Genomic DNA, 22,102 nt, shown 5'->3' with positions numbered 1-22,102 from the left:
GTTGGGGATTTGGGTGGGTCAGGACGCGCAGGGCGCCTGGCCGGAGGGGAGGTTAAGGGCCTGCATGACGGCGGCGACCAGTTCTTCGGGTGAGCGCGATATGTCCAGGCGGAGGCTGCCGGCGTCGAGCTCTTCGCGGGTGAGCGGCTCCAGGGTGGCCAGCTGGCTGGGGAGCAGCGTGGGCGGCATGAAGTGCCCTTCCCGGCCCTGCATGCGCTGGCCGATCAGCTCCGCCCCACCGTCCAGGTGGAGGAAGATGACCCGGCCCTGGGCGCCGGAGAGCAGGTCCCGGTACGTCCGCTTGAGCGCGGAGCAGGTGAGCACGGTGCTCGTGCCGCCGGCAGCCTGAGCGGTCATCCAGTCGCGGATCTCCTGCAGCCACGGCCAGCGGTCCTCGTCCTGGAGGGGAATGCCCTGGCTCATCTTGGTGATGTTCGCTGCGGGGTGAAACTCATCGGCTTCGGCGCAGGCCCAGCCCAGTTGCCGGGAAAGGGCGGCGGCCAAGGTGGATTTGCCGGAACCGGCAACGCCCATGACGACCAGGTGCGTGGCTGGATACTGCATGTCATACCTCCGGAGAAGACGTCTTTGGCTTTCGAAGAAGCTCGCTGTGGCCCGATGTGATTAAGGCCAAGCGATAAGGTATCACCTTTTTGATCCAATGATGCTATCTATTCGTGTCACAAGTCATACCTTTGGAGTCATCCCGGCTATCCTTGGAAGGCGCAGCGGCGCGTAAGCGAACGGGGAAAGAATGTCGACGGCGACAGTCCAGGATGGCGAAGGAACGCACGACGGCGGGTCCTCCCCTGCCATGCACGAACGGGTACTCGAGGCGGTGGGCATCGCCATCGCGTCAGGGCGCCTGGCCCCCGGCGGCAGGCTCACCCTTGAGGGACTGCAACAGGATTACGGTATCTCGCGCACCGTTGCCCGCGACACCATGAAGGTTTTGGAATCGATGAACCTGGTCTATTCGCGCCGGCGCGTGGGCATCGTGGTCCAGGATCCATCCCTGTGGAATGTCTTTGACCCTAAACTGGTCCGGTGGCGGCTGGCCTCGGACCGGCGGGACCAGCAGTACAGCAGCCTGACCGAGCTGCGCATCGCCGTCGAGCCCATCGCTGCCGCGGGCGCCGCCCGCCGGGCCAGTGCCGCCGAGCGGGCACAGCTGGTGTCCCTGGCCGCTGACCTGCGCCGCCTGGGTGAAGCGGGCGACCTGGAGGCATTCCTTGCCGCGGACATCGCCTTCCACCAGCTGCTCCTGCGCAGCTGCGGCAACGAAATGTTCCGGGCGCTGGAGGCAATGGTGGCGGAAGTCCTGACCAGCCGCACCCGCCAGGGACTCATGCCGTTCAAGCCGCGGGCCCAGGCGCTGCAGGCGCACGAGGATGTGGCGGCTGCCGTGGCCGGCGGCGATACTGCCGTGGCGGAGCGGGCCATGCACCACATCCTCGATGAGGTGCGGGAAGCGATGGGCCTGCACTAGGCCGCCGCGGCATAACCGGCCGCTCCCCGCATAACCGCTGCTGCCCGGCACCGGTTATGCGGCCAAGGGACGCTTATGCGGCAGGGGGTGCTCACCGGAACGTACTACGGCCGCTCCCCGCGCGTGGGTTAACAAAAAAGCAGGGCCTGCCGAAAAATGAACTGCTCCCCGAAAGTTGGACTGAAAATTCAGTTCTGACTCTCGGGGAGCAGTTTCATGGTTAAGGGCAGTTCGTTATCTGTAGAGCAGCGCGAGGCCGCAGTGGCTCTGTTTGAACGCGGTTGGGGTACCAGAGCTGTCGCAACAAAGCTTGGAGTAGGTACGAAAGCAGTCCTCCGCCTATACGACAGGTGGCGTGTTCGCGGAGATACTGCTCTTGTGACCAAACCAGTGAAGCGGCTGTACTCGTTCGAGTTCAAGCTCAATGCTGTGCAGCGCTATATTTCCGGCGAGAACAGGGTAGCTCTAGCCAAGGAGCTTGAGCTGTCGTCGCCGCACCTGATCACAGTGTGGGCAGGGCAATATAGGGCTCAAGGCGAGGAAGGCCTGCGCCCGAAACCAAAAGGCCGGCCAAGGAAGAACCCGGAGGTTCCCGCGCAGCCGGAACCAGAGCTGCAGAGGCTGCGCCGCGAGAACGAACGCCTGCGCGCAGAGGTGGCCTTCCTGGGAAAAGTAAACGCCTTGAGGGACGGGGAACGGCGCTAAAGGTTCGCGCTGTCATCGCCCTCAAGGCTGAGCACCGGTTGGAAGTTCTCCTAGACGTAGCCGGGTTAGCCCGGTCCACGTTCTTCTACCACCAGTCCCGACTCAATGGCCCCGATCCGCGGGCATCCCTGAAGGCTGTTATCAGGGAGATTTTCACAAAGAACCATGGCCGGTACGGGCACCGCCGGATCCACATTGAGCTGGGCAAGCAAGGGTGGAGGGTCGCCAAGAAGAGCGTCCTGAAGCTGATGCGTTCCCTGCGTCTGGACTGTAAGGTCCGGAGCAGGAAGCGGTACAACTCCTACCAAGGCGAGCAAGGCGTTGTGGCCCCAAACCTGCTGAAGCGGCAGTTTGAGGCGGATGCCCCAAACCAGAAATGGGTCACCGATGTGACCGAGTTCAGCGTCGGTGACAGGAAGCTATACCTCTCACCGATCATGGATCTGTTTGACCGCCAGATCATCTCCTACACAATCGGCACTTCGCCCAACCTGGAGTTGGCCAATACCTCTCTGCGCGGCGCCTTGGCCACGCTGGAAAACGGACAGAAACCCCTCGTGCACTCCGACCAGGGATTCCAGTATCAGCACACGTCCTGGCGCCTGCTCCTGCAGAATGCGGGCGCCATCCAATCGATGTCCCGCAAAGCCAACTGCTACGACAATGCGGTCATGGAGAACTTCTTCGGACACCTCAAGGAAGAGCTCTACCACCGGGTCCGATTCCTCAACACCGAGTCACTCGCATCAGCGCTGCACGAATACATCCGCTGGTACAACACCAAAAGAATTTCCACGAAGCTCAAGGGATTGAGCCCGGTACAGTATCGTGCTCAGCTGCTGGCGGCATAAGTCCACTCGCAGCCATCCCTAGGGGACGACTTCAAGTCAGGTGAGCGGGTCGACCTCCGGCAGCTTGATGGGGACTGCCGGCAGCCTGATTTGTCCTCAGCATCTTCTCTTACAAAAAAGATGGAACCATTCCGATGATCCGGACACTATGAAGTATGAGTGGGGGATCAGATGACACGGATGAGGCCTTGTGGCTGCTCGCGGTCAACGGTGATGGAGATGCATTCGGGGCCCTGTTCGATCGTCATCGGGACAGGGTGCTCACGCATGCGATGCGGATCGTTGGATCGGCCCATACTGCGGAGGACATGACGGCCATCGTCTTCTATGAAGCCTGGCGCCGGCGGGAGTACGTGCGCATCGTGAACGGCAGCATAGTTGCCTGGCTACTGGTCACGGCAAGTAACACGATCCGGAATCATAATCGCCAGCGAAGACGTTACAGGGCCTTTTTGGACCAGCTTCCGCCACCGGCCCTGACAGCGGATGTCGCCGATGAAGTTGTTGATGCTGAGGAGCGTGAAGCGGAGGCCAGGGCTTTGCGGGATGCTTTCTCGCGACTCAAAGTGCAGGATCGCGACGTAATCACTTTGTGTGTAATTGAGGGGTTTAGCCTGCGGCAGGCTGCCGCGGCCCTCGGTGTTGCAGAGGGAACCGTGAAATCCCGCCTGCACCGCGCGAAGACCAGGCTCGGTGCTTTGTACGGGAAACTGACCTCGCCCCAGCGACGAACGGATCATTCACTTCACGAGGGGAGAACATGGTGAGACCGCAACAGTTTCAGACTGACCGCAGTAATGCGCTCCGACAGCAGCTAATAGAAATGTCGGAGGCAGTAAAGAACCGCGAGCATGCTCCGGGTCAGCGGTCCCATTTTCAACACCTGCGACCGCAAGATTCATCAGCAAGCACTCGGAAACGACTGGGTCTGCGAATCGGCGCCGGCGCTCTCGCTGGTGGGTTAGTTCTTGGTGCGTTGGCACTGGCTCTGACGCCCGAGGACCGATCGGAAGACGCTTCGAGAATCATCGGATCACTGACCAGGGCTCAGCAGGAAGTGGATAAGCTGCCTGCCGGAGCCCTGCCGGTTCTAGCCAATACGGGTATTGATCCGACACAGACCAGGCTCCTGGGACACAGCGCAACGATCAGGTACTACGGTGCCCCCGCCCCGGAAAAGACCATAAATGGCGCCGCTGCCGGCAAGACGATCTGCATGATTCCCGTCGATGCCCGAGGGGAAAGCAAATCGCTGGGATGCACCCTGTTGAAGAGCTTCGAGTCCTACGGCCTCAAAATCGAGTCCCCGGATAGAACTGAGGCAGGCTGGTTGGTGGTTCCTGCGGCTGCAGAGAGCAGCTTGGAATCAGTGAAGAACGAGGCCGGCTGGAGCCGACAGGCGCCGAACTTTCTCGTCCGCAACAACAATTGATACAGCCATAGGCTCGCCATGAGAAGCAGCTAGCCTGCAGCGTTCATCGCGCCGTAAAGGACCCGACCCCTAAACGCGCAAGAGTTTAACGAAGAAGTCCCCGTCCGAGTGGGACGGGGACTTCTTCGAACAGCCGACGCCAGCCGCTAAAGTGGAGCTCGCACATTTACGAGTCCAACTTTCGGGGACCAGTTCAAAATCGGCAGGCCCTGCTTTTTGGAAACCTAACGGCCCCGGGTCTCTAGGAAATTAGAGAGCCTGGATGTTGGTGGCCTGGGGACCCTTGGGGCCCTGCTCGGTGTCGAAGGAAACCTTCTGGTTCTCTTCGAGGGAGCGGAAGCCGGAGGAGTTGATCGCGGAGTAGTGTGCGAACACGTCCTGCGAGGAGTCGTCCGGGGAGATGAAGCCGAAGCCCTTTTCAGCGTTAAACCATTTGACGGTACCAGTAGCCATTATTTTTGTCCTTCGTGAAGGTGGAGGGAACGTCCCGACTTTCGGGCCCTCCGGCGTGGGGTGTTCAAAGACCGCTACTTCAGAAGAACACGGGCTTTCGACCGTGCGTACTGCCTGAACTACCAACTGCATAAACACAACAACAGGTTCTACACTACAGGAGATCCGGCCCACGCCTAATTAAGCGCCTGTCCGGCCATTTACTACCCCCGCCGAGTCGCCCCGCAACGCCGGAGGCCCCCGCCGCACCAACGGCATCCCGGCACCTGCGGCGCCCGGCACAAAGACCCTCGACGGCGGCTGCCAACAGGCATATCCTGCATCCAGATCCTGAGGAAACCCTGTCACCGGGAGATCAAGCCATGGACATGCCCAAGGCCACCGAGGAAGAAAAAGAGCGGTTCCGCCGCGTTGTACCCAGCCATTCCGGCGTGGTGGTCAAGCCGATGTTCGGCAACCTCGGCGCGTTCATCAACGGCAACATGTTCGCCGGGCTGTTCGGATCCACCATCGGGGTCAAACTCTCGCCTGAGGACAGGCAGGTGCTTGAATCATCCGAACGGACCGTCCCGTTCGGCCCGGCGGAGAGGCCCATGGGAGGCTACACCGGACTGCCGGACATGTGGAATGAAGAGGGCGACGGCGACGACACCCGGGCGCGGGCATGGGCGGAAAAGGCACTGGCTTACGTTGCCTCCCTGCCGCCCAAAGCGCCCAGGGAGCCCCGGCCCCGTGCCGCCGCTCACCGGACACGTGCAGGGGCGGCGACGTAGCCATGCCAGCAGTGGCCGGGGAGGACACCCACACCCTGGTGGTCGGTGCCGGACAGGCCGGGCTGGCGGCCAGTTACTGGCTGGGCCGGCATGGCGTGGAGCACGTGCTGCTCGAACGGCGGGACGCCCTGGGCGGGGCCTGGCAGGACCGGTGGGACTCGTTCTACCTGAACACGCCCAATTTCGGCCTGGGGCTTCCCGGCCGGCCGTACACGGGGCCGGACCCGGACGGCTTCATTTCCCGCGACGAGGTGGTGGACCTCTTCAGGGATTATGCGCGCCGGATTTCCGCCCCCGTGCAGCTCGGAACGGATGTCACGCGGATCGCGCAGGGGGACGGCGGCGGCTTCGCGGTGGAGACCGGCACGCATACCTGGCGGGCCAGGAACGTGGTCCTGGCCAATGGCGCCTTCCAGCTGCCAAAGGTGCCGCCCGCCGTCGTGCTTCCTCCCCACGTCCTGCAGCTTCACAGCCATGACTACCGCAACCCCGCCCAGCTCCCCGACGGAGCCGTCCTGGTAGTGGGCACCGGGCAGTCCGGCGGCCAGATCACCGAAGACCTGCTCGACGCCGGGCGGACCGTTCACTTGTCCGTGTCCACCTGCCCGGAGGCGCCCCGCCGGTACCGGGGCCAGGACATTTTCCACTGGATTGTCCAGGTCAACCTGCACGGCCCGGAGTACGGCATCGGGGCACTCCAGGTGGGTGCGCTCCCCTCGCCCGCAGCCCGGTTCCAGTGCAATCCCCTGTTGTCCGGCACCGAGGGCGGGCACAGTGTCCGGCTGCGCGGGCTGGGACAGCGGGGCGTACGGCTGCACGGCAGGTTTGAGGGGGCGGACCAGGGCGTACTCGCGTTCACGGACGACCTCCCCCAGCGCCTCGCGCTGGTGGAGGCGGGCTTCAGCCAGCGGCTGCAGCGCCTCGCCGACGCCCTGATTGCCGCGGCCCGCCTGGAGGCACCCGCCCCGGAGGAGCCTGTGGAGGACCACTGGCTCCCGCCGGAGTCCGGGGCACGCCTGGACCTGGAGGCGGAGGGCATCACCTCGGTCATCTGGTGCACCGGCTACCGGCTCGATTTCAGCATGCTGGACTTCCCCATCCTTGATGAGTGGAGCTACCCGCGGCACACCCGCGGCGTCACGGAAATCCCTGGCCTGTATGCCGTGGGACTTCCCTGGCTTACCCGGCACATCTCCGCCACCCTGGCCGGTGTGGGACCGGATGCCCGCGAGGTAGCGGAGCACCTGGCGGCGCGCGGCTGACCGGCCGGAGCAGGCCGCAGGGTGGCTCCTTGCGCACTGGTCAGCCGCGGCCGCACGGCTGCTGGGACCTTTTCCTCTGTTCCTGCCGTGCCCCGGGGAGTGCACTGGAAGGGGCGCGGCGCCACTGCCGGACCTGCCGGGAAGGAGAAGGACATGACCAGGACCATCCGCCAGAGCACGGTGATCAAGGCTCCCGTGGATACGGTTTTCAGGTTCCTGAGCGACCCCACAAACTGGATGACCGCCTTCCCTGGAGACAGCGAAGTCACGGACCTGGACATCAAGCCCGACGGCGTGGGAACGTCTGCGCGCTGGTCCGCCAAGGCGTGGGGCATTCCCCTGCACGTGACCCACGAGTACCGGGAAGTGATCCCCAACAAGCGCATTGTGTCCAAGGCGTCCGTAGGCCCAGTCATCACTTTTTCGCTGGAACCGGCCGATGGCGGAGCCACGGAACTGGCCGTTGAATCCGCCCTGGAAATTGCCGTGCCCGTGGTCCGGGTTCCCGCCCAGGCGCTGTTCACCCGGGTGAACGAAGACGACATCAAGGGCATGGTGGCCAACGTCAAAAGCCTGGTGGAGGGCGGAAAGAAGGCAGTTCCGCACGCAAGCGAAGCGACGTTCACCCAAACGCTGACCTCCTCCGACAGCGTCAGCATTGCCGCCCCCGTGGAGACCGTGTTCGATGTGGTCAAGGATCCGCGGGTCTGGCTGGGCCCGGACGTGCAGATCTCGGAGCTGGTGACCACCCCTGAGGGTGTGGGGACCACGTTCCACGCGGCGTGGAAGGTCCTGGGCATTCCACTCAAAACCACCCACGAATACATCGAATACGTGCAGAACAGCCACTTCGCGTCCAAAGCGGCCTTGGGCCCCGTTTTCCGGGTGGAGGTAACGCCCGAGGACGGTGGAACGCGGCTGGTCATCCGGTCCGACACCTTCCCGCGGAACATGGCGGAGGCTGCGGTGGATGCGCTCATCATCAAGATGTCCGAGCACGGCCAGGCAGAACAACTGGCCGCTATCAAGGCGAGGGCAGAGGGCAGCACCGGTACGTCATGAGGCTGTTTGCCGGGCAGCCTGAAGCGTCAGCCTGCCCGGGGTCCGGGGCTGTGTGCCTTCTGCCCGCCGCCGCGGTGGGAACGGAAGGCGTAGACCATCAGGGCGAGCCCCGCCAGGATCATGACGGCGGGGAAGGCGAAGTCCGCGGCAATGAGCACCGCCATGGCCTGCAGGACGAAGATCAGGCCCATGACGGCGAGGATGCCGGCCGGAATCAGCGGCCACTTCATCCGCTCCGTATGCCCGCTGGCGTCCTCGACGCGGACCGGGATGAGGGACAGCACACCAAAGGTTGCTGCCAGGCCCAGGAAGAGGACAGCGGCTGTGGGCGTGCCCTGCAGTTCCTGTGGAAGGGCCACAATGACCGCGAGGGTGAACATGACACCGGACGGGATCAGCGCCCACCAATTGCCCCGCTCCCGCACAAAGACAGCCCCGAACCCGGCGCCCATGAAAAGAAACAGGAAGGCTGCGCCCCAGGCACCTCCGGTGAGCTGTGTGGCGGTGGTCACCGCGGCCAGGCCCAGGAACACCGACCCGGGGATGGCTGCCCACCAGTTTTCCCGGCGCCGGACGAACAGCGAGAGGAACAGGACGCCTACTGACGCGAAGATCAGCGGCGCCACGAAGGCGGCTGTGTCCATGACGCCGAAACGGTCGAGGAGCAGCAGCCCGCCCAGAACAATGAGGACCACGCCTGCGGTGATGCTTGCGTTTGCCGATTTCACCGAGTGCCTCCCGTTTCCGGCAGGCGGCCGTCCACCGCGCTGCTCATGTTCAGGCTAGGTCCGGCCCGGGCCCTGAAACAGGGCACAAAGCCCCCGCCCGCTGCAGGGCAGCGCCGAAGTCCCGTGTTGAGGACGGGACCTTCAGCCCTATAGCGGGCACAGGCTGCTTGGCATCCTTGTAGGGCACCCGTCCGGGTCCCCACACTGCGGGGCCGGACGGCTTTCAATAGCTGAACCCGTGACTTTCCGCCGGAGGCTCCGTCAAGGAATGCCGCCGTCGTGCAGCCGCTCCCCGCCGGCTGGATCCTGAAAGGGCCGCCATGTCCGCAGACATCCTCACCTTCCGTCCCGCTCCCCTGCCCCAGGCAGCCGCCGCACGCCGCCGTGGCATGCTCCTCCACCCGTCCAACGTCACCCCGGCAGCAGCGCCCGCCGATGACGGCATCAAGCAGGCCGAAGAGCGGGCCCGCCGGTTCGACCCGCTGTTCAAGGAGTTCCGGGACCGGGGCTTGTCCGCCAACGAGGCCCGGACCGAGGTGGCCCGGGCAGCAGCCCAGGAGATCTGGGATGGCCTGGCCTCCCAGCTGCGCCGGCACCGGGCAACCGGGCGGCAGATGGACGCCAATGTCCTCGCTGTTGCCCTTGCTTCGCTCCAGTGCATGACCGGCGCCCTGCCACGCCGTCCGGAAGACCTGGACCACGCCGTCCGCACCGTCAACACTGCCCGCCGCCGCCTGCAGTACAACGGAGACCTGCTGCACCGGCTGCACCGGCACCGCAATGAGGCTGTCCAGGACGCCGTCGACACGCTCCAGGCGCTCGAAGTGTTCCTCGCCCGCCCGCACCAGCACGCCGCCTGAGCCAGCACCCCGGAGGTACGGACGATGGCAACACTGGATGAATACAGGGCCGTACACGCCGGCAACGAACCGCCGGGCGGCCTGGACCACAACGCCGAACTGGGACACGGCGGGTGCAACGTCATTTCCAAGGACAGCGGCGGAGTGGTGGGCCGCTGGAGGTCCTGGGAAACCGCCAGCGTTGCCCTGAACCGGCTCCAGAAACTCGGCGGCCGTTACGAATACCGGCTGGAAGAGTCCCATCAGTGGGTGACTGGTCCCGAACACAGCACGGTTTGCGCCGTCTGCAGCGCCCCCCGGAAGGTTCCGGCTTCTGCCGGCACTGCGCTGGGTATTGATTGGCCCTAAGTGCCGAATGATTTAATGGGGTTCCTTCCGGAGGGGCGACTGCAGGGAAAGGGCAGTTGGGAAGGGCATCGAACCGATGAGAGCATCTCCATGAATACACGTGCAGAACCCCCCGGCGAGGCCTGGTCGCCCGTCCAACCCATCCGGGTCTTCATCCTTAACGACCACGAAATGGTCCGCAGGGGCCTTGGCGACCTGCTGGAACACGTTGGCTTCGATGTGGTTGGCGAAAGTGGATCCGCCACGGAGGCACGCCGCCTGATCCACATCCTGCAGCCGGACATCGTGGTGCTGGACGATAGGCTGCCGGACGGCACCGGCATCGAGGTGTGCCGCGACCTGCGCTCCACCGCGCCCGACGTGCGCTGCCTCATCCTCACCGGGTGGGATGAACAGCACGCAGTGCGGGCCGCGGTCCTGGCCGGCGCGTCAGGGTATGTGCTCAAGCGGATCGGAGACAACGACGCACTGATCAACTGCATCCGCAGCACCGCCGCCGGCATTCCCCCGATTGGCCCGGGCCTCCGGGACCGGGTGGCCGAAAGCCTGTACGCCACCGCTTCCGCTCCCTGGCTTAAGGCAATGACCCGCACGGAACGGAACGTGCTGGCCCTCATGGCCCGGGGCCTGACCAATCCGCAGATCGGAAGCGAGATGCTGCTGCCGGACGCCGACGTCGCCGCCACGGTGTCCTCCGTGCTCCACAAACTGGGCTTCCGCCGCCGGGGCCACCTGCTTCCGGCCCCCATTCCCAGGGCATGGCAGTTGCTGCACTGAGACAGATCCCGTCAGCGGGGAAAGTCCCGTCAACCGCCTACCGGCGCCCGCCACGTCACGCTGGTGCCCTTGCCGGGGACGCTGTGGATGATGCACTCCCCGCCCAGGCGGGTGGCCCGGTTCTTCATGTTGGTCAAGCCGCTGACCCGCTGCGGGTCCTTGAAACCGCGTCCGGTGTCGCGGACGGTGAGGACCACCTCTCCTTCCTGGGCGGCGAGGAGAATGGAGATGTCCTCGGAGCCGGAGTGCCGCACGGCGTTGCTGACGCTTTCGTAGAGCACCCGCAGCAGTTGTTCGGCCACCTCATCGCCCACCACATCGTCCACCGGTCCCGAAAGCTGGACCCTGGGGACGAACCCGGCGGCGTTGGCCGCTTCCTGCACGGCGCGCAGCAGCCGCCCGCTGAGGAGTTCCTTACCGGGTTCGCGCGCCTGGAGGGAGTAGATGGTGTCGCGGAGCTGGTGGATGCAGTCGTCCAGTTCCGAAGTGATCCCGGCGATGCGCCGCTCGTGCGCAGCCGGATCCGCGGTGTAGCGGCGCAGGCCCTGGATGCTCAACCCGGCGGCGAAGAGCCGCTGGATCACCAGGTCGTGGAGGTCTGCCGCGATCCGCTCCCGGTCGATGAACAGCGCGTGTTCCTCGCGCAACTGGTTCGCTTTGAGCAGGTCCAGCGTCAGGCCTATCCGGGAGGCGAAGACGGCGCTTTGCTCCACATCCACGTCCGTGTACCGTGCCCCGCCAACAGCCCGGGCCAGCACCAGGACACTGTCGCGGTGGCCGACGCTGTTGCTGCCCAGGGCAGCCACCAGGACCGGGCCCAGTTTCTCCGCCGACGTCGGGTCGAACACCAGGAGGGGATCGGCCAGGACCCGGGAGTCGCCGGTTTCCAGCACTTCGGACAGCATGGCCGCAGCGGGCAGTTCCTGGCCGCCGGGCATCGCCTGGGCACCTACGGAGGTCCGGCACCTGATGGTTCCGTCCGGCCCCACCGAGGCAATCAGGGACAGGACCGAGTCAGAGGCGTTGAGGGCGCGCTCGGCAATCATGTCCAGGTTCTCGGTATCGGACCGCGGCTGGTCCTTGAGCCGGTCACTGACGTCCATGCCGGCTTCCAGCCACCGCTGGCGGCGCTTGCTGTCCTCAAACAGTTTTGCGTTTTGGATGGCCACGCCCGCGGCCGCGGCCAGGGCAACGGCGAGGTCTTCATCCTCACCGGAGAAATCCTGCCCGCCGATCTTTTCCGTCAGGTAGAGGTTGCCGAAGACCTCGTTCCGGACCCGGACCGGTACGCCCAGGAAGGTGCTCATGGGCGGGTGGCTGGCGGGAAACCCCACCGCGATAGGGTGCTCGCCCAGGTCATGTAGCCGCAACGGCTTGGGTTCGCGGATCAGCTCGCCCAGCACGCCGTGGCCGGTAGGGAGATCGCCGATGACACGGGCACCTTCTTCGTCGATGCCCACGGTGATGAAGTGGCTGAGCTGCTGGTCGTCGCCAATGACGCCCAGCGCGCCGTACCGCGCCCCCACCAGTTCGCACGCCGATTGCACCAGCCGATCCAGTACTGCCTCCAGGCTCAGGTCCTCTGTCATGGAGACCACTGCGCCGAGCAGCCCCTCAACATGTTCCTGCGCCCGCACAAGATCATCCGCCCGCTCAACGAACTCCCGCAGGAGTTCCCGGGTCCGCCGCCTAATTGGTTCACGCCACATGTAAAAACGCTCCGAAATCGAACGCATCCACGGCGGGCTGCATCACCCCGGATCCGATTTTTGAAAGCCCCCAGCGTCTCTTTTCACCATGCTAACAACCCCCGGCGCCGGGCGCCTTATCGGTTACGGACGGGTGTCCCCTGCTCCCGCCTGCGCCTTCCGCCGCCTGCGCCCACTGGCAGCAGGCATCCCAAGCGGGGTGACCCGGACGGGGATGCTGAACCGGAACGCGCGCCGGGAAATGTGGTGGGTGGCATGCCGGCGACGAACAGGCGCCGGCGCAGCCGGTACCTGCTGGGCATCCCGGGCAAAGAACCACTGTTTGGCGAGCTCCACCAGCACCAGGTACACCACCACCATGCCCAGCAGGGCGAGGAAGAAGGGCACCGCCAGGGGGTCGAAACCCAGTACCCCGGCCAGCGGCGAGAGCGGCAGGAAGATCCCCAATGCCACCACTCCCAGGGACGCGGCGAGCAGGCCCGCGGATGGCCGGCTGCGCAGGAACGGCACCCGCCGGGTACGGATGGCGAAGATGATCAGCGTCTGGGTGGCGATGGATTCGATGAACCATCCGGCCCGGAATTCCCCTGGCGCTGCGGTGAAGACGAACAGCATGAGGGCGAACGTGGCGAAGTCGAACAGCGAGCTGATGGGCCCGAAGAGGAGCATGAACCGGCGGATGAAGGCGATGTTCCAGTGCGAGGGCGCCCTCAGCTGCTCCTTGTCCACGCGGTCCCCCGGGATGGCGAGTTGCCCGGAGTCGTAGAGCAGGTTGTTCAGCAGGATCTGGCCCGGCAGCATGGGCAGGAAACTAAGCACCACCGAGGCCGTGGCCGCGCTGAACATGTTGCCGAAGTTGCTGGATGTTCCCATCAGCACGTATTTGATGGTGTTGGCGAAAATCCGCCGCCCCTCCATTACACCGTCCGCCAGGACTCCCAGGTCCTTGTCCAGGAGGACGACGTCGGCCGCGTCCTTGGCAACGTCGGTTGCGGTATCGACGGAGATGCCGATGTCCGCCTTGTGCAGTGCCAGGGCGTCGTTCACGCCGTCGCCCATGAATCCCACGGCCCCGCCGCTTTGCCGCAGGAGGGTGATGATCCGCGCCTTTTGTTCCGGCGAGACGCGGGCGAAAATGGTGGCCGTCCGCGCGGCGGCGGCCAGCTCGGCGTCGGACATTCCTTCAACCTCGGCGCCGGTCAGCGTGCCGCCGGAGATCACGTCCAGGTCCGCGCACACCCGCTCCGCCACCTTGGCATTGTCCCCGGTTGCCAGTTTCACCGAGATGCCCAGCGCCTCCAGCCGATCCAGCGACTGCCGGGCGTTGGCTTTGGGCCGGTCCAGGAACACCAGGAACCCGGCCAGGGTGAGGCCGTGCTCTTCGGCGGGCGTCAGCCGGGCCAGCCCGGGAACCGCCCGGGTGGCCACCGCAACCACCCGGGCGCCGGCGTCGAACTGTTCATCCAGCAGGGCCTGCGCTGCCGGAGCGATGGGCCCGCACAGGGCCAGGACGTCCTCCGGGGCACCCTTGGTCACCAGCAGTGCGGGCCCGCCGGCGTCACTGACCAGGGCCGTGGTGCGGCGCCGCTGGTGGTCGAAGCCGATCAGGTCCAGCCGCTTGAACCGGGCCGGATCAAACGCCGTGGCACCGGGACTCTCCCACAGCGCGGCGTCCAGCGGGTTCTGGCCGGCGGAGGAGGTTCTGGCGCCGGCGTAGTTTGCCTCGGTGGCCAAAAGGCCCAGGGTGACCAGGCCGTCGTCGGACATTCCGGCCGCGGCGGGAAGCGCGCGCGTGAAGCTGATCTTCCCTTCGGTAAGGGTTCCGGTCTTGTCCGTGACCAGGATGTCCATGTCCCCCAGGTCCTCGATGCACACCAGCCGCTTGACCAGGACTTTCCGCTTGGCCAGCTGGCGGGTTCCGGTGGCCAGGCTGGTGCTGACGACGGCGGGCAACAGCTGCGGGGTGATGCCCACCGCAATGGCCAGGGAGAAGAGCAGCGATTCCAGCAGGGGCCGCTGCAGCAGCAGGTTGGCGACGAAGATCAGCGACGTGAGCACCACGGCCACCTGCAGCAGCAGGAACGAGAACCGTTTGAGGCCCAGCTGGAACTCGGTTTGCGGCTGCCGTTCGCCCAGGCCGAGCGCGATCCGCCCGAACTCGGCGCGGCCGCCGGTGGCCACCACCACGCCGCTGCAGCCGCCGGACTGGACCACGGTGCCCATGAACACGCAGGAGGCAAGGTCCGCAAGGGTGGCGCCGGCGGGCACGGGGGCTGGGTCCTTGGCGGCGGGCTGGGACTCCCCCGTGAGGATGCTTTCGTCGCAGAGGAGGTTGTTGGTGGTGAGGAGGCGGATGTCCGCCGGGACGATCGCGCCGAGGGAAAGATGCACGACGTCGCCGGGCACCAGGGCGGTGACGTCCACTTCCGTGGTGGTTCCGTCGCGCTGGACGGCAGCAAGGTGGGTAACACGGGAGTGCAGGGCCTCCGAGGCGAGCTCCGCGCGGTATTCGTTGGCGAAGCCCAGGCCCACGCTGACCAGCAGGATCACGCCGATGACGATGGAGTTGGTGGCGTCGCCGAGGAAGAGGGAGAGCCCGGCGGTGACGATCAGGAGCAGGAGGATGGGACTGGCGAGCTGCCGCCCCAGCACGGCCCAGGCGTTGGCACGGTGTGTGCGGACGGCGTTGGGGCCCAGCCGCTCCAGGCGGGCCGCCGCTTCCTCCCCGGTCAGGCCGTCCGGCCCGGACCCCAGGCGTGCCAGCGCCTGTTCCGCCGTCAGTCCCGCGGCGTCCGTGATGGCCAGCTGGAGGGAGCTGGGCTCCCGGACGTTCACGTCTGTCATGCCGATCCGTTCCGGACGCGCGGGCTTCGTGGCTTTAACCTACGCCAAGGGTACGACGGCGGCGGCATTCCACCGTGGACTGCTACTTCAGGCTGAGCACCTCATCGATCGGCCGGCCGTTGACGAACACCTGCGCGCTGGTGGCACCGGAGGCGGCCATGGCCGTGTATTCCAGCTGAGCCTTGGCCCGCGGGATGTCGCAGACGCCGCCCAGCATGAACTGCCCGGAGAGCCAGATGCTGATGGTGCTGCCGTTCAGCTCGCCGCCAAGGTAGGCCAGGTTCGACTGGTACAGCGCGTTGATCAGCCCGGATTCGCCCAGGTCACGGCTCTTGTTGGCCAGCAGGGTCCTGACGCTGGGACCTACCTGGTCAGTGAATCGGACGGGTGCCGTGGTGGTGGCCACCAGGCTGTCACCGCAGCCGATCCTGGGCCCCGAGATGCCGCCGTCGCCCACCGCCACGTAGTAGACGGTCAGCGGGGCCACCTGCTCGGGCAGGCCGGTCGGGGCGGGCTCCTGGCTTGGTTCCTGCGTGGGCGGCGGACTTGCCGGAGCGGACGACGGCGGAGCGGACGACGGCGGCGTGGGGGCCTGGGTGGTGGGCGCGGCTGAGGTGCTGCCCGGCGACGTCGGGGTGGCCGTTGTGGTGCCGCCCGCCGTCGTACTGGGACTGGCGCTGGCCGTGGGGCTGGGGGCCGCGGAACTGGTGGTGGGGCCCGGCGCCGGTGGGCCGAAGCAGGCGGTGAGGACCAGCAGGCCGCTGAGCCCGAGAACGCTGAGTGCCGAAAGCCTGGGCTTGGTCATGGTGCCCCCTTGGATGTGGGCCCCGCGGCTGTGGGACCCACACCCAAGCTACGCCCGGGGGTTACTCCAGAACAGGGACTAAAGTCCGAGCACTCAAGGATGCACCAGCACCTTCACCGCGGTGTCCTTGTGGTTGATGAGGGTGTCGAAGCCCTGCTCCACCAGGTCCTCCAGCGCGATCCGGCCGGTGATGAACGGTTTGAGGTCCACCTTGCCCTCCTGCACCATTTTGATCACCGCGGGGTGGTCGCGGACGTAGGCGATGGTGCCGCGCAGGTCGATCTCCTTCAGCACCAGCTTCTGCATGTCCACGGTGGCGGGCGCGCCCCAGATGGACACGTTCACCACCACCGCGCCGGGCCGGACGGCGTCCAGCATGGTGTCCAGGACGGCGTTCACGCCGGCGCATTCGAAGGCGACGTCCGCCCCGGTGCCGCCGGTGAGTTCACGCACCCGCGCCGGGACGTCGTCCTGGCTGGGGTCCAGGACGTGGTCCGCCACGCCGCTGGAGGTGGCCTTCTCCTTGCGGGCCTGGGTGAGCTCACTGATGATCGTGGTGACACCCATGCCTTTGAGGACCGCCGCGGTGAGCAGCCCGATCGGCCCGGACCCGCCCACCAGCGCAACGTCGCCAGCCTTGACGCCGCTGCGCGCCACCGCGTGGTGCGCTACGGACAGCGGCTCGATCAACGCTGCCTCGTCCAGCGGGATATCCCCGATGGGGTGCACCCACCGCGCGTCCACCACGATCTTCTCGCTCAGCCCTCCCCCGCCGCCGGAGAGCCCGATGAATCCCATCTGCCGGCACAGGTGGTAGCTGCCCGCCTGGCACATGTCGCAGGTCCCGTCCACGAAGTAGGGTTCGACGACGACGTTGTCACCCACTGCCAGCCCCTCCACGCCGTCGCCGACCTCGGAGACAGTCCCGGAGAATTCGTGCCCCAGGGTCACCGGGGATTCCTCGTGGGAGAGCGGGTGCGGGTGGCCGGGCGCGGGACAGAAGATGGGCCCCTCCAGGAACTCGTGCAGGTCCGTGCCGCAGATGCCGCACCACGCGACGTCGATCTTCACCGCCCCCGCCCGCAGCTCCGGTTCCGGGATGTCCTCGATCCGGATGTCCTGGCGGGCGTGGAAACGTGCTGCCTTCATGATTCCTCCATGCTGTGAACGCGGTTAGCGGGTGTGGTGGCTGGGCTGCAGTTCGTAGACGGGCGTGTCGAGTCCTTCCATCCGGGCCTTCAGCTGCAGCGCCAGGTAAGCCGAGTAGTGCCGGCTCTGGTGCAGGTTGCCGCCATGGATCCAGAGGTTGGGCACGTTGGTGGGCTTCCACATATTGCGCAGCTCCCCTTCCCACGGACCAGGGTCTTTTGGCGTGTCTGAACCGTATCCCCAGCATTTGCCCACACGGTCCGCGATCTCGGGCGAGACCAGGTCCGCCAGCCAGCCGTTCATGGAACCGTAGCCGGTGGCATAGACAATCAGGTCCGCTTCCAGTTCGGTGCCGTCATCCATCACCACGGCGTTGCCGGTGATCTTGGTGACCTGCCCGTTCTTCAGCTTTACCCGGCCGTCGATGATCAGCTGGGAGGCGCCGACGTCGATGTAGTAGCCGGAGCCGCGCCGCAGGTACTTCACGAACAAGCCGGAGCCGTCCACACCGAAGTCCAGGCTGAACCCGGCGGCCTCCAGCTGGGAGTAGAACTCCGCGTCCCGGGAGGCCATCTCCTGGTACACCGTCACCTGTGCACCGGGCAGGACGCGCATGGGCAGGGAGGCGAACAGCAGGTCGGCTTTTTCCGTGGTCACCCCGGCTGCGAGCGCCCGCTCCGAGTACAGGTCGCCCAGCGCCAGGTCCATCAGGGATTCGCTGCGCGCGATGTGGGTGGAGGAGCGCTGGACCATGGTGACGTCGGCGCCGTGCTCCCAGAGGTCTGCGCAGATGTCGTGGGCGGAGTTGTTGGAGCCGATCACCACGGCTTTCTTGCCCGTCCAGTCTCCGCCGCCCGGGTGCTGGGAGGAGTGGCGCTGCTCGCCCAGGAAGGACTCGGCGCCATCGAACGTGGGGATGTTCGGGTAGCCGGAAACGCCCAGGGCGAAAATGAGCTGCCTGGGCCGGAGGGTCACTGGTTCGCCGTTGCGAAGGACGTTGACCGTCCATTCCTGGGTGCCGTCGTCGTACGCGGCCCCCACGCACTCGGTGCCGGACCAGTAGTTCAGCTCCATGATGCGGGTGTAGTGCTCCAGCCAGTCGCCGATCTTGTCCTTGGCGGCGAAGACGGGCCAGTCGTCCGGGAACTTCAGGTAGGGCAGGTGGTCGTACCAGACGGGGTCGTGCAGGTGCAGGGACTTGTAGCGGTTGCGCCAGGAGTCGCCGGGGTTCTGGTTCTTCTCGACGATGATGGTGGGCACGCCCAGCCGCTTGAGCCGGGCGGCCAGGCCGATGCCGCCCTGGCCGCCGCCGATGATCACGCAGTAGGGCTGCTCCTCGTAGCCGAGCCGCGCCTCCTGCTCCTCTTTGAGTTCCTTCCAGGACCGGCGGCCGCGGACGATTTCGTGGGCCACGCCCTGCTCGCGCCGGGGGCCCTTCTTTTCCTCGAAGCCTTTCAGTTCCTGCATGGTGGTCAGCAGCGTCCAGCATTTGCCGTTCCGCAGCCGGAGGTGGCCGTAGCCGCGGGCGGCACCGGTTTCAAAGGTAATCCAGGCTTCCACGTTCTCCGCGTCCCCGGTGGCATCCTCCGAGAGTGCCCAGTTGGCCGGCTGTACGTGGTCCAGGGTGGCCGCCAGCATGCGGCGGATGTCCGCCTTGCATTCGAGGGTCTTGAGGTTCCAGGTGAACGCCACGAAATCCCGCCAGTAGCATTCGTCTTCGAAGAGCTCCAGCGCGGCGTCCACGTCGCGCCGCTGCAGCGCATCATCCAGCCCGGCAAGCCAGGCCTGTGCGGCAGCCGTGGGTGTTTGGGTCATCTCCACTCCTTTGTGCGTTCCATGCGCTCCGCCTGCCCGATATGCTGGGGCGGGCGTGAGCTGCATCACCATTGGATCCCGGTGGGGGTAACAGCGGCGTTACACGGATCCGGCAAGGATGCCGGCTGCGAGGAGGAAAAAGTGGACCACGGGCTGAAGTTCTCGGACCCGGCACGGTACGCGCGCACGTTGCGGCGTGCCCACGAACTGGTCATTTCCGGTGTCCCGCGGCCCGAGATCCCCACCAGCCTGGTTGATTCGTGGCACCGCTCCATGGCCCTGGGCATCAGCCCGGACCAGCACAGCCCGCGGCACCTGCATGACGTGACCGAGGTCCTGGAGCTGCGGCGGGGCCACCGGCTGCAGCAGGTCATGCCCGCCCTCAACGATCTGCTGGCCGATGATTCCCGGTCCGGCCGCCACCTGCTGGTGCTTACCGATGCCAGCGGCGAGATCCTGTGGCGGGTGGGCAGCCCGGCCGTGCTTCGGCGTGCCGACACGCTGGAGTTCTCTGAAGGCGCTGACTGGTCCGAGGCCGGGATCGGCACCAATGCCATCAGCGAGGCCCTGGTGACCGGCGGCGCCGTGCAGCTGTTCTCCGCCGAGCACCTGGTCCGCACGCACCACGAGTGGGCCTGCACCGCCGCCCCCATCACGGATCCGGCCACCGGACGGGTGCTGGGTGTCCTGGACGTCTCCGGCCCGCTGGACACTATCAGCGCGGACACCCTGCGGATGGTGCGGTGCGCCGTCCGGGTGGCGGAGGCAATTCTGGGAACGCCCGACGCCGGCGCTTTCCCGGGTGCCTCTTCTTCCCTGGCTGCCTCGTCCTTGGGCGCCTCGTCCGGGCGTGCGCCGCGGCGGCCCGCGCCCGCCCCCGTCCGGTCCACGGCGGTGGACTCGCTGGAGCTGCTTGGCGACAAGCCCGCGGCGGTGTTCGCGGACGGCAGCCGCACACCGCTGACCCTGCGCCGGGCGGAAATCCTGGCGCTGCTGGATTCGCGCTCGCAGGGCTGGTCCGCGGAGGAGCTTGCTTATGAGCTGCATGGGGACGCCGGAACCCCGCAGGCCATCCGGACCGAAATGTTCCGGGTGCGGTCCCTGCTGGGTGGGTCCGTGGAGTCCAACCCGTACCGCCTGGCCCCTGCCCTCGCGGGACGCTCCGATTCCGGAAACGTGCTGCGGTTGCTGCGGGACGGGCTTGTGGCCGAAGCACTGGACGCGTACCGGGCACCCCTGCTGAACCGGTCGGTTGCGCTGGCCGTGCAGCTGCTGCGGGACCAGCTGGACCTGGCCGTTGGATCGGCGGTGCGGGCCAGCGGGGACGCTTCGCTGCTGGCCCGGTGGCTTGCCACGGACATGGGGGCTGGTGATCCGCTGGCTGTCGAGGCCCTGGGCCGGCTGGTGGGACGCAGCGATCCGCGGTACCTGTCTTTCCGGGCGTCCTGCCCCGCTGGCTGAGTCCACCCGGCGCCCCGGCGGAAGGATCCTGCCCTGCTGTCACCGGGGAACTGTACAATGACCGGCGTCACACCGTCCGGCTGCCCAGGCCCGAAACCTGCGCTGGAGACGGGCCCCCGGACTCAGCCGGGGCTTCCCGGGCGGACCGGTCACCAGGAGGCCACTATGTCACTGTCCACTCGACTGCGGGGCTCCGCCGCCGCGATGCTGGCAGCAGCGGTTGCCCTCATGCTGGCGGCGCCGGCCTCGGCAACAGTGCCCTCGGTGGCACCCGCTCCGCCGCCCCCGCCCACGGTGGACACGAGAGCGCAGGCCGCCAGCCCCCTGAATAGCGACGAGGGCCGCTACCTGGTCCGGTTTGCCACGGGCGCGGACGTTTCCACCGAGGCGCAGTCTCTTCCGTGGCAGGGCGTGCGTATCGGCAGGACCTTCTCCGCAGCCGTGCGGGGAGCGGCCGTCACCGCCACCAAAGCCCAGGCGGCCGCACTGGCCCGTTCACCCCGGGTTGCGCTGGTTGAACCGGATTTGCCGGTTTCGGTGTCCGGCACCCAGCAGTCACCGACGTGGGGCCTGGACCGGATCGACCAGCGCGCGCTCCCGTTGTCAGGCACCTTCACCCCCACCTCCAGTGGCGCCGGCGTCAGGGCCTATGTGATCGATACCGGCGTCATGGCCGGGAACACCGACTTCGGCGGCCGGGTTGCGGCGGGCTGGACGGCCATCGCCGACGGCAAAGGCAGCAGCGACTGCAATGGCCACGGCACGCACGTCGCCGGGATCATCGCCGGGCAAACCTATGGCGTGGCCAAGGCAGCCACCGTGGTTCCGGTCCGGGCCCTCGGATGCGACGGGTCTGGATATGACTCGGACGTCATCGCGGGGCTTGACTGGGTTGCGTCCCAGCATGCCGCCGGCGCGCCGGCGGTAGCCAACCTCAGCATCGGCGGCGCCAGCAGCGCCATGCTGGATGATGCCATCAAGGCCCTCGTCAACGACGGCGTGACCACCGTGGTGGCTGCCGGAAATGCCGCTGTGGACGCCTGCACCATTTCCCCTGCACGGGTCCCCGAAGCCCTGACGGTTGCCGCCAGCGATTCCTCGGACCGGCAGGCACCGTTCTCGAACTACGGCAGCTGCGTTGACCTCTACGCGCCGGGCGTGGGCATCGCGTCCGACTGGGACACCTCCGCCACGTCAACCGCCACGTTGAGCGGCACGTCCATGGCCTCTCCCCACGTTGCCGGTGCCGCGGCTCTGGTCCTGTCGCGGAACCCGCAGCAGACGCCCGCCGCGGTGGCAGCGGAACTCACGTCCGCGGCCACGCAGGGAGCCATCAGCAACCCCTCGGCCGGAACCCCCAACCGCCTGCTCTATACCGGTCCCCCGGCAACGGCGCCAACGGCGAGGGACTTCACCAGCGACCACAAGGCTGACCTTGTTGCCCGCGACGCGGACGGCAACCTGTGGACCTACCCCGGCCTCGGCAACGGACAATTCGGCTGGCGCATCAACGTCGGACCCGGCTGGAACGTCATGACCGCCATCAGCGCAGCAGGCGACCTCACCGGAGACGGCAAAC

The 22,102-nt window shown here is 66.6% G+C and carries 21 protein-coding genes and 1 pseudogene; 14 read left to right on the top strand and 8 right to left on the bottom strand.

What is annotated here, in order from left to right; translation table 11 throughout:
* Nucleotides 1-18: 18 nt before the first annotated feature.
* Complete coding sequence (locus tag HNO81_RS13780) at nt 19-564, bottom strand: gluconokinase (RefSeq protein ID WP_175318669.1); 546 nt, start codon at nt 562-564, stop codon at nt 19-21.
* Nucleotides 565-754: 190 nt separating this feature from the next.
* On the opposite strand from HNO81_RS13780, the gene HNO81_RS13775 reads away from it, so the two are divergent.
* The 6 genes and pseudogenes from HNO81_RS13775 to HNO81_RS13760 all read left to right on the top strand — a co-directional run bounded on the left by HNO81_RS13775 (nt 755) and on the right by HNO81_RS13760 (nt 4,477).
* A complete protein-coding gene (locus tag HNO81_RS13775) occupies nt 755-1,489 on the top strand; it encodes a FadR/GntR family transcriptional regulator (protein ID WP_175318668.1) in 735 nt (244 codons plus the stop codon).
* A 216-nt stretch (nt 1,490-1,705) separates the two neighbouring features.
* Nucleotides 1,706-1,807, top strand: a pseudogene (locus tag HNO81_RS20450) (hypothetical protein); the annotation flags it as partial.
* A gap of 60 nt (nt 1,808-1,867) precedes the next feature.
* Nucleotides 1,868-2,194 (top strand): helix-turn-helix domain-containing protein, encoded by a 327-nt coding sequence (locus tag HNO81_RS20015; RefSeq protein ID WP_217509425.1) that lies wholly within the window; start codon nt 1,868-1,870, stop codon nt 2,192-2,194.
* A 38-nt stretch (nt 2,195-2,232) separates the two neighbouring features.
* Entirely contained in the window at nt 2,233-3,045 is an 813-nt protein-coding gene (locus HNO81_RS13770; protein WP_254703477.1) for an IS3 family transposase, read from the top strand.
* Between the two features lie 272 nt (nt 3,046-3,317).
* Entirely contained in the window at nt 3,318-3,812 is a 495-nt protein-coding gene (locus tag HNO81_RS13765) for an RNA polymerase sigma factor (protein WP_371818265.1), read from the top strand.
* 209 nt (nt 3,813-4,021) lie between these two features.
* Nucleotides 4,022-4,477, top strand: coding sequence for a hypothetical protein (locus HNO81_RS13760; protein ID WP_254703476.1), 456 nt, complete (start codon nt 4,022-4,024; stop codon nt 4,475-4,477).
* Between the two features lie 249 nt (nt 4,478-4,726).
* Here HNO81_RS13760 and HNO81_RS13755 read toward each other — a convergent pair whose 3' ends face one another.
* Complete coding sequence (locus HNO81_RS13755; RefSeq protein ID WP_015936345.1) at nt 4,727-4,930, bottom strand: cold-shock protein; 204 nt, start codon at nt 4,928-4,930, stop codon at nt 4,727-4,729.
* Between the two features lie 362 nt (nt 4,931-5,292).
* Between HNO81_RS13755 and HNO81_RS13750 the strand changes: the two genes are divergently transcribed.
* The 3 genes from HNO81_RS13750 to HNO81_RS13740 all read left to right on the top strand — a co-directional run bounded on the left by HNO81_RS13750 (nt 5,293) and on the right by HNO81_RS13740 (nt 8,027).
* Nucleotides 5,293-5,703, top strand: a complete 411-nt coding sequence (locus tag HNO81_RS13750) for a TfoX/Sxy family protein (RefSeq protein WP_175318666.1) — start codon at nt 5,293-5,295, stop codon at nt 5,701-5,703.
* A 2-nt stretch (nt 5,704-5,705) separates the two neighbouring features.
* Nucleotides 5,706-6,965 carry an NAD(P)/FAD-dependent oxidoreductase gene (locus HNO81_RS13745; RefSeq protein WP_175318665.1) on the top strand — a complete coding sequence of 420 codons (1,260 nt, stop codon included), beginning with the start codon at nt 5,706-5,708 and terminating at the stop codon, nt 6,963-6,965.
* A gap of 153 nt (nt 6,966-7,118) precedes the next feature.
* Nucleotides 7,119-8,027: an SRPBCC family protein gene (locus tag HNO81_RS13740; protein ID WP_175318664.1), complete on the top strand. Its 909-nt coding sequence runs from the start codon at nt 7,119-7,121 to the stop codon at nt 8,025-8,027.
* A gap of 26 nt (nt 8,028-8,053) precedes the next feature.
* Here the strand turns inward: HNO81_RS13740 and HNO81_RS13735 are convergent, their stop codons facing one another.
* Nucleotides 8,054-8,755: a hypothetical protein gene (locus HNO81_RS13735; RefSeq protein WP_175318663.1), complete on the bottom strand. Its 702-nt coding sequence runs from the start codon at nt 8,753-8,755 to the stop codon at nt 8,054-8,056.
* 320 nt (nt 8,756-9,075) lie between these two features.
* Between HNO81_RS13735 and HNO81_RS13730 the strand changes: the two genes are divergently transcribed.
* The 3 genes from HNO81_RS13730 to HNO81_RS13720 all read left to right on the top strand — a co-directional run bounded on the left by HNO81_RS13730 (nt 9,076) and on the right by HNO81_RS13720 (nt 10,740).
* On the top strand, nt 9,076-9,615 hold the full coding sequence (locus HNO81_RS13730; protein ID WP_175318662.1) for a hypothetical protein: 540 nt from the start codon (nt 9,076-9,078) through the stop codon (nt 9,613-9,615).
* A 24-nt stretch (nt 9,616-9,639) separates the two neighbouring features.
* Nucleotides 9,640-9,963, top strand: coding sequence for a hypothetical protein (locus HNO81_RS13725; RefSeq protein ID WP_254703475.1), 324 nt, complete (start codon nt 9,640-9,642; stop codon nt 9,961-9,963).
* A 90-nt stretch (nt 9,964-10,053) separates the two neighbouring features.
* Nucleotides 10,054-10,740 (top strand): response regulator transcription factor, encoded by a 687-nt coding sequence (locus tag HNO81_RS13720; RefSeq protein ID WP_175318661.1) that lies wholly within the window; start codon nt 10,054-10,056, stop codon nt 10,738-10,740.
* Nucleotides 10,741-10,769: 29 nt separating this feature from the next.
* On the opposite strand, the gene HNO81_RS13715 is transcribed toward HNO81_RS13720, so the two are convergent.
* The 5 genes from HNO81_RS13715 to HNO81_RS13695 all read right to left on the bottom strand — a co-directional run bounded on the left by HNO81_RS13715 (nt 10,770) and on the right by HNO81_RS13695 (nt 19,062).
* A complete protein-coding gene (locus tag HNO81_RS13715; RefSeq protein ID WP_175318660.1) occupies nt 10,770-12,449 on the bottom strand; it encodes a GAF domain-containing sensor histidine kinase in 1,680 nt (559 codons plus the stop codon).
* 123 nt (nt 12,450-12,572) lie between these two features.
* Complete coding sequence (mgtA, locus tag HNO81_RS13710; protein WP_175318659.1) at nt 12,573-15,293, bottom strand: magnesium-translocating P-type ATPase; 2,721 nt, start codon at nt 15,291-15,293, stop codon at nt 12,573-12,575.
* An 82-nt stretch (nt 15,294-15,375) separates the two neighbouring features.
* Nucleotides 15,376-16,098: a hypothetical protein gene (locus HNO81_RS20010; RefSeq protein WP_217509424.1), complete on the bottom strand. Its 723-nt coding sequence runs from the start codon at nt 16,096-16,098 to the stop codon at nt 15,376-15,378.
* Between the two features lie 93 nt (nt 16,099-16,191).
* On the bottom strand, nt 16,192-17,247 hold the full coding sequence (locus HNO81_RS13700) for a 2,3-butanediol dehydrogenase (protein ID WP_175318658.1): 1,056 nt from the start codon (nt 17,245-17,247) through the stop codon (nt 16,192-16,194).
* A gap of 24 nt (nt 17,248-17,271) precedes the next feature.
* Complete coding sequence (locus HNO81_RS13695; protein WP_175318657.1) at nt 17,272-19,062, bottom strand: NAD(P)/FAD-dependent oxidoreductase; 1,791 nt, start codon at nt 19,060-19,062, stop codon at nt 17,272-17,274.
* 141 nt (nt 19,063-19,203) lie between these two features.
* Between HNO81_RS13695 and HNO81_RS13690 the strand changes: the two genes are divergently transcribed.
* Nucleotides 19,204-20,523 (top strand): GAF domain-containing protein, encoded by a 1,320-nt coding sequence (locus HNO81_RS13690; RefSeq protein WP_175318656.1) that lies wholly within the window; start codon nt 19,204-19,206, stop codon nt 20,521-20,523.
* 165 nt (nt 20,524-20,688) lie between these two features.
* A partial coding sequence (locus tag HNO81_RS13685) for a S8 family serine peptidase (RefSeq protein WP_254703474.1) occupies nt 20,689-22,102 on the top strand: 1,414 nt, incomplete at its 3' end.

The sequence above is a fragment of the Pseudarthrobacter sp. C4D7 genome (assembly GCF_013359725.1).
Lineage (GTDB): Bacteria > Actinomycetota > Actinomycetes > Actinomycetales > Micrococcaceae > Arthrobacter.
This window is presented reverse-complemented; position numbering and strand designations above follow the sequence as displayed.

Bases quoted from the DNA above. Each gene is read 5' to 3' on its own strand.
- HNO81_RS13715 (WP_175318660.1), bottom strand. From the start codon at position 12,449: ATGTGGCGTGAACCAATTAGGCGGCGGACCCGGGAACTCCTGCGGGAG.
- HNO81_RS13695 (WP_175318657.1), bottom strand. From the start codon at position 19,062: ATGACCCAAACACCCACGGCTGCCGCACAGGCCTGGCTTGCCGGGCTG.
- HNO81_RS13720 (WP_175318661.1), top strand. From the start codon at position 10,054: ATGAATACACGTGCAGAACCCCCCGGCGAGGCCTGGTCGCCCGTCCAA.
- HNO81_RS13755 (WP_015936345.1), bottom strand. From the start codon at position 4,930: ATGGCTACTGGTACCGTCAAATGGTTTAACGCTGAAAAGGGCTTCGGC.
- mgtA (WP_175318659.1), bottom strand. From the start codon at position 15,293: ATGACAGACGTGAACGTCCGGGAGCCCAGCTCCCTCCAGCTGGCCATC.
- HNO81_RS13750 (WP_175318666.1), top strand. From the start codon at position 5,293: ATGGACATGCCCAAGGCCACCGAGGAAGAAAAAGAGCGGTTCCGCCGC.
- HNO81_RS13780 (WP_175318669.1), bottom strand. From the start codon at position 564: ATGCAGTATCCAGCCACGCACCTGGTCGTCATGGGCGTTGCCGGTTCC.
- HNO81_RS13745 (WP_175318665.1), top strand. From the start codon at position 5,706: ATGCCAGCAGTGGCCGGGGAGGACACCCACACCCTGGTGGTCGGTGCC.
- HNO81_RS13730 (WP_175318662.1), top strand. From the start codon at position 9,076: ATGTCCGCAGACATCCTCACCTTCCGTCCCGCTCCCCTGCCCCAGGCA.
- HNO81_RS13775 (WP_175318668.1), top strand. From the start codon at position 755: ATGTCGACGGCGACAGTCCAGGATGGCGAAGGAACGCACGACGGCGGG.
- HNO81_RS13700 (WP_175318658.1), bottom strand. From the start codon at position 17,247: ATGAAGGCAGCACGTTTCCACGCCCGCCAGGACATCCGGATCGAGGAC.
- HNO81_RS13765 (WP_371818265.1), top strand. From the start codon at position 3,318: ATGCGGATCGTTGGATCGGCCCATACTGCGGAGGACATGACGGCCATC.
- HNO81_RS13725 (WP_254703475.1), top strand. From the start codon at position 9,640: ATGGCAACACTGGATGAATACAGGGCCGTACACGCCGGCAACGAACCG.
- HNO81_RS20010 (WP_217509424.1), bottom strand. From the start codon at position 16,098: ATGACCAAGCCCAGGCTTTCGGCACTCAGCGTTCTCGGGCTCAGCGGC.
- HNO81_RS13740 (WP_175318664.1), top strand. From the start codon at position 7,119: ATGACCAGGACCATCCGCCAGAGCACGGTGATCAAGGCTCCCGTGGAT.